Annotated in this window: 6 protein-coding genes; 2 read left to right on the top strand and 4 right to left on the bottom strand. The window is 42.2% G+C overall.

All coding sequences use genetic code 11. The features are described 5' to 3' along the window. The coding region (locus tag DXD68_RS14355) for a hypothetical protein (RefSeq protein ID WP_199715683.1) at window positions 1-1,511 on the bottom strand (1,511 nt) is incomplete at its 3' end. Between the two features lie 571 nt (window positions 1,512-2,082). On the opposite strand from DXD68_RS14355, the gene DXD68_RS14350 reads away from it, so the two are divergent. Both DXD68_RS14350 and DXD68_RS24855 read left to right on the top strand, forming a co-directional pair. Next, a complete protein-coding gene (locus DXD68_RS14350; protein ID WP_122362243.1) occupies window positions 2,083-2,331 on the top strand; it encodes a hypothetical protein in 249 nt (82 codons plus the stop codon). Beyond that, window positions 2,322-2,657, top strand: a complete 336-nt coding sequence (locus DXD68_RS24855; RefSeq protein ID WP_122362242.1) for a type II toxin-antitoxin system RelE/ParE family toxin — start codon at window positions 2,322-2,324, stop codon at window positions 2,655-2,657. The genes DXD68_RS14350 and DXD68_RS24855 overlap by 10 nt, the downstream gene beginning before the upstream one ends. 177 nt (window positions 2,658-2,834) lie before the next feature. On the opposite strand, the gene DXD68_RS14340 is transcribed toward DXD68_RS24855, so the two are convergent. The 3 genes from DXD68_RS14340 to DXD68_RS14330 form a co-directional block, all read right to left on the bottom strand. Then, complete coding sequence (locus tag DXD68_RS14340; RefSeq protein ID WP_122362241.1) at window positions 2,835-3,155, bottom strand: type II toxin-antitoxin system PemK/MazF family toxin; 321 nt, start codon at window positions 3,153-3,155, stop codon at window positions 2,835-2,837. Then, window positions 3,149-3,397, bottom strand: a complete 249-nt coding sequence (locus DXD68_RS14335; protein ID WP_122362240.1) for an AbrB/MazE/SpoVT family DNA-binding domain-containing protein — start codon at window positions 3,395-3,397, stop codon at window positions 3,149-3,151. Before DXD68_RS14335 ends, DXD68_RS14340 begins: the two co-directional genes overlap by 7 nt. A 155-nt stretch (window positions 3,398-3,552) precedes the next feature. Further along, a complete protein-coding gene (locus DXD68_RS14330) occupies window positions 3,553-6,213 on the bottom strand; it encodes a transglutaminase-like domain-containing protein (protein WP_199715680.1) in 2,661 nt (886 codons plus the stop codon). Between the last annotated feature and the right edge of the window lie 59 nt (window positions 6,214-6,272).

Here is a 6,272-nt window from a genome sequence, read left to right as displayed (position 1 = left end):
TCAAACCATTTCAGATCTTCAACAGATAATTTGTTGTAACCAGCATTGTAAAGACCGTAGCTGTATTCGTTATCATCTGCAATATTGGACAATACAACTCCATTTTCACTATAAGCAACCTTATTCTTTGCAAAGAAAATACCATCTGTAGCATTATTACCTCCTGTAGCTTTCAACAGCTTACCTTCTTGGTTTTCAAACTTGTACCACAGAGAACCATCAGCATTCTTACCAGAAGTCATCTTCCACAAAGAAGCGGGATTCGTTTCATATTCCTCAAGTACAGAGGCACTCGTTACTTGTTTAATTTTAGAATCTGCACCTTCTTGGTATACAACAAATTGATTTTCACCTGCAGTCAAAATCAACATAGCATACTCACTTGGATTACCCGGATTTTCGATCAAATTATATCCGTATACTTCCTTAACAGCCGGAGCAATACCGTTAATAACAGCATCCTTGCCATTATTCGGATTTTCAGCGTCACCATAAAGAATGTTTACATCAGAACATGCTACGGCTACGTTGGCACCAGTCAATGTCACACCTTCCAACAATTTTGCCAATTCTTCCGCACTTCCACCAAAACTGATACTTGCATCTTCAGTAGCTTTTGTAATAGCTTCCGTCAAGGCAACTTTCTGAGCTTCGGCTTTTGTTGCATCTTTCGGCATAGTAATGACAGCAGCAGTAGTCTTATAGTTTTGTGTATCAGTTTCACGTCCGCTACGAACTACGATGTCAGCGTCATTACCTACAAACGTATTATCACCTTGAATGGCAGCCGCATTGAATCCTCCTTTGATTGTTGCAGAAACATTGTCGCCAATACCTTTTAAATTAGCCAATGCGGCAGGAATTGATTCTCCCGATTCATCTGAAATAACAGCAGCACCCTCATAAACTTGGAAAGCAGAAGAATACCATTGGTTACCAATCAAAGTAGCAAAACCTTTCAATGTATTACCTTTGATAGTATAAGATGTATTTTCAGTTTGAGGATAGATCTTAATACCATTTATGCAATTGTTTGTATTACCTTCTGCTATCGAACCGGTAATCTCATTATTTGTAACAGTTGCATCATCAGCAAAAATAGTAAGAGCAGTATTATTCCAAAAACCACCCTGTACGCCGCCACCTGTTCCAAGCTGAACAGTGTTATTCAGTTTCATACCACTGATTGTCACACCATTGGCTGCAACAATAACACGACCAGTCAATGTCACAGGTTTTCCTGCTTCTAGACTCGTCAATGTAATATTAGGAGTGTTGATGATAACATACTGTCCTGGAGTATTAGAATCAGCTGTAACTTTCAACTCAATGTCTTCTGACAACTCGATTGCATTGTCTGATAATTTCAAACTATTTACATCCAATACTTTTGTCGACTCATTAATAGCCCCTAAGAACTGATCCTTAGTGATCTTGGTCGCACTTGCGGTACTGAACGCGCTTCCAGCCAGCATGAGACCGGCCATAAGTGTGTAAAACCTTTTGTTCATAATCTTTAATTTAATATTAATAATAGTGTTACTTAAAAAGCCTTTTAACCTTAGATTAGGAACGTTTCCAAGAGTGAATGACTAGTTTAAACGTTCCTTTTTTCTCGCCATTTTTTAGGGGTTCGTGAGTTGAAGTGGCTATTTCGTACAAACTTTGCTATTCGGTTGATAAGAAAGGATATAGGAAAGGTGAAATTATTAGGGAAAGTATTGTCGATTTGAAAAAATGAAGTAACTTTGCTGGCGAGAAAAAAGGAACGTTAAAATTAGTCATTCCGAGCAGTTCGTACTTCCCTATATATCTAGTCATTATACCATCTTTTCTACTAGCAACTATTCATATAAATATGTACGCATGTACATCTCTTAATAAGCTGTGTATCAGTATACCTTTTTCCATGATTTCAGTATGCAAATGTTAAAAGGGCTATTTTGGGCCATTTTAGCCGTCCAAAAGGGGGAGTTTTAGTCAATTATTTCGTGCTCGTATATCCGAAGTTCAATAAGAAATTGTTATTTATCACATAAATAACTATCTTTGTTCTTATATCAAAATAGAGAGGAGCTGAATATGACGACTTTTGAATTAGAAGCACGTAAAACCGAACTCATTCAGGAAATATTAAATATAAATAATTCCGAAATATTGGATAAAGTTCGTTCTGAGCTTCGTAAATGGTTATCCGTTAACGAAAAGAGTCCTTGTACTTATACACTTGAAGAAGTAAAACAACGTCTAACCATTACAGAAGCCGACGCTATCGCAGGAAAAGGTATCTCAGAAGAAGAAGCCAATGCTATAATGGATAAATGGGTATGAGACTTATATGGCATCCATTGGCATTAGATGATTTATCACAAATCACTCAGTATTGTAGGCATAATTTTGGTATCCACATTGCCAAAAAGGTTAAAGACAGGTATCAGAATGATGTCAGTCTTCTAAAAAATCATCCTTTACTAGGTTTTATAGACCCATTTCTTATCGATTTCGGAACACTAGAATATCGTTCCTTGGTTGTAGAAAACACAAAAATCATTTACACAGCCCATACTGATTATATCTATATACATCTAATATGGGATTGCCGACGTCAACCCGAATCTCTTCGCACAGAAATAAGTAAAAGAGTTTCCCATATTTAAATACTAATACATCTCTATTGTTAAAAGGGCTATTTCGGATCATTTTAGCCGTCCAAAAGGGGGAGTTTTAGTCAATCATTTCGTGATCGTATATCCGAAGTTCAGAAACAAAAAAAGGCCATCGCTCAAAACGACAGCCTTCATTCATTATTTCTATAAAGAGGTATCTACAAAGTATTACAAAACAAACATCTCTTCCAGCACTTCGACCAAACGATCTATTTCATCCTCATTCAATGCTCCTGCCTGTTTTCCTATCCGCTGTTTGTCAACAGTCCGAATCTGGTCGGTAGCTATCATCCCGCTTTTCCCATTTAGCGTACAGCTTACTCGCCAGGGATAAGGAGTAAGTGTCGATGTCAAAGGAATAATTATAACAGTATTCAGATGGCGGTTCAACTCGTCAGGTGATACGACAACCGCCGGTCTTATCTTATTTATCTCACTCCCCTTGGTCGGATTAAGGTCTACCCAATAAATTCCATATCTTTCTACCATTCCAGCCCCTCCAGCTTTTCATCCTCCAGGACATCAGGTATAATCAAATTATCATCCCCGGCTGCATGCATCTGTGAAGCTGCAGCTTCCCAATTCCTACGCGGTACAGGCTTAATCACAATACTGTTATTTTTCTGCGAGATGATTACCGGATCTTTAGCCGATAGATTCAACCGCTTCAAAAGACGGGCAGGTAATATAACCCCCATACTATTTCCTATTTGCACTATATTTCTTTCCATACTCACACAATGTTATAACGTTTACACTATACAAATATAGCAAACAAGATATCAAGTTATAACATTCTCATGTTAAAGGTTGTTATATTGATAAAAGAAACCCTCACTACCGAAAACCGGCAATGAGGGTTTCTATGTATAATAGGTAATGTATATTACAACTTATGTATCACTTTCATCAACTGTTCACCCAAACCGATCGTGTATCCCTGGGATACGAATACGATACGGTTGAAGGTATCGGCGATGATGAAGATCGGGAGCTGGCTGGCATTTGCCAGTTTCATGGCTGATGCGATCTCTTTCTGGATATGGTTGTCGGCATCGATACCGTAAGTGATTGTGTTAGGCAGGTCGCCGAACTCTTTCGGATCGAAATTCTGATAACCCTTTTCATCCGGGAACAGAAGCACCATGCTACGGCCCCATTCTTCCAGGTCCTTCTTCACGGCAGCGATGTCGCGCATAGCGTGGTTAGTCGGTTCCTGGCGAGAACCCAGGATAGCTACCACATAATAACCGCGGCCCGTTGTTGCCAGTACGCTGGTTTCTTCGCCGTTGTCGGCACGTTTGAACTTGTTTTCAGAGTTGAAGTTACCAATCACCTGAACTTCGTCCGTGTTTTCACGCATTTCCAGTTTTGTCGGGGTTGTCTTGCCCGGCTCTACATTGAAGAAAGAAACTTCTGCCAATACACTGCCGTTAGCCATACGGGTTCCGGTTACCATCATATAGTTACCTTCGTCCATGCTCAGCGGAGTCTTCAACATACTGCTCCAGGTATCGCCTACACCCATATCCACATTACCGGTACGTTCAAAGTTCAGTGTCTGCAACTTAGCACTCGGCAATATCTTGGCGATCGTGAAATGACTGTAATATTTCGGGTCCTGCAAAGCCTTGATCGGAGCATAGGAAGCAACGACCTTACCCTGTTTAGCGGTTGTCTGAACAGCAGCTTCAAAGTCCACGTCCATCCAGTTGCCGTCTTTCATATATTGTACCTTGCGGGCTACCGGCTCGATACGTGCCGGGATACCCAGGCTACGGCAGGCAGCCACAAAGAAAATATTACGTGATCCGGTATCGGCTACGCGCGATTTGAATACGCCCATCGGCATAACCGGGATACGCTGTGAGTTGAGTTCATTCTTGATTGTGATATTCTTCTTTACCCAGTCTACCAAAGCCATCGGGTCTTCTTTTGCTTGTTTTGCCAGTTCGGCATCCACGTTCTTTTGGAAATAACTGCGGTACGGAGTGAGGAACTCGTTCGCTACACGCGGATTCAGGACATAATCATTGAAGAAGTCGCCTTTAACCACTTCCGAGTTGTTCAAGTGATCAGCCAACACAGATGCAGGCGTGTCACGAAGGTCTTTAGCAGAGATCACATCCAGTAAAGCCATTGCTACCGGACGTTTGTCAGCCGGAGTCTCACGCAGGAACTTTTCGATCTCCATCCAGTTACCACGGCTGCCGATCAGATAGTCGGATGTTTTCAACGGGTCGATACCCAATTCTTTTGCCAGTGCTTCCGCTTTTTCTTCCGTATAGAAAGTAGCGACGTATTTGTTACGGATCGCATCTTCTTCCAACAGGCGGGCTGCGTTTGCTTCCTTCTGTTCGGGAGTTACTTCCACGGCAATAGAACCTTCTACCGGCGGAATAACGTCGAGGGCTACAGCTTCGATAGCATCACCCGGTTTCTTATCCAGCTTGATGGTAGCGTCGCCTTTACCGAAAGAGACCTTATCGAAACCGAACTTGCCGTCTTTGGTTGCCCAAACGAACATGTCGCCTTTACCGGCTGTCAGGAATGTCTTTCCTTCCGCATCCGTTTTCTTGTTGGCTACGGTATAGAACTCGGCATAGTTATAAATCTTAAATTCCACGTCTGCTCCGGAAACCGGCTTACCGTCCGCATCGACTACAGTGACAACTGCTTTTCCTGTCGGTGCATAGTTGTCGATCACATTGATCTCCGTATAACCGTCTGTTTCGAGCATGACTTCTTCCGGACCATGATATTTACCGAATACCTTCGTATGCATCAGCATACCACGGTAAGCGGGACCGTTAAACCATCCCAGGTTCAGAACCGGTTCCGGTTCGCAAGCACCCAGGAAGTACCATTTGCCGTTTACCCAGGCTTCTACCCAGGCATGGTTGTCGTCGGTATGTGCCCAACGCGGCGTATATACCTGACGGGCAGGGATACCTACCGAGCGAAGTGCTGCTACCGTAAAGGTAGATTCCTCACCGCAACGTCCGTAAGCAGTCTTTACAGAAGCCAGCGGAGAACTTGTGCGGGCATCGGACGGCGTATAAATTACTTTTTCATGACACCAGTGGTTCACTTCCAGCACGGCATCGTATAATGACAAGCCTTTCACACGATCTTTCAGTTCGTCGAAAAAGACCATACGACTTTCATCCAGGTTCTCGTTGTTCACGCGGATAGGCAGAACGAAATGGCGAAAGATCTCCTCAGGAATACTGTCGCCCCAGGGCATTTCTTCTTTTGCCTTGAAAGAACTACGGATATTATCCAGATAAAGTTTTCCATCATAATCGGTAATGTCGCCGATCGGCATATAGGCATACAGGAATGTAAGTGCCTCTCTTTCTTCCGGCGTCATTTGCTGATTGAAAACTGTGAACAGATCTCCGTCAGGCAAAGCCGCCTGTTTGGCCTGGAAATCTTTCTCTACTTCGGCTCTGAATGCATCGTCAGAGATAAAATGCTGCTGTTTGTTGCATGCTGCCCCTATCAGGAGGATGAACAATAGTGAGAATAAATGTGTTTTATGCATAGTGTTTATTTTATGTCGACAAAGATACGTATTATATTCATTAGTCAGTATATGAGCCA

Origin of the sequence: Parabacteroides sp. TM07-1AC, assembly GCF_003480915.1 — a bacterium.
GTDB lineage: Bacteria > Bacteroidota > Bacteroidia > Bacteroidales > Tannerellaceae > Parabacteroides > Parabacteroides chongii.
This window is presented reverse-complemented; position numbering and strand designations above follow the sequence as displayed.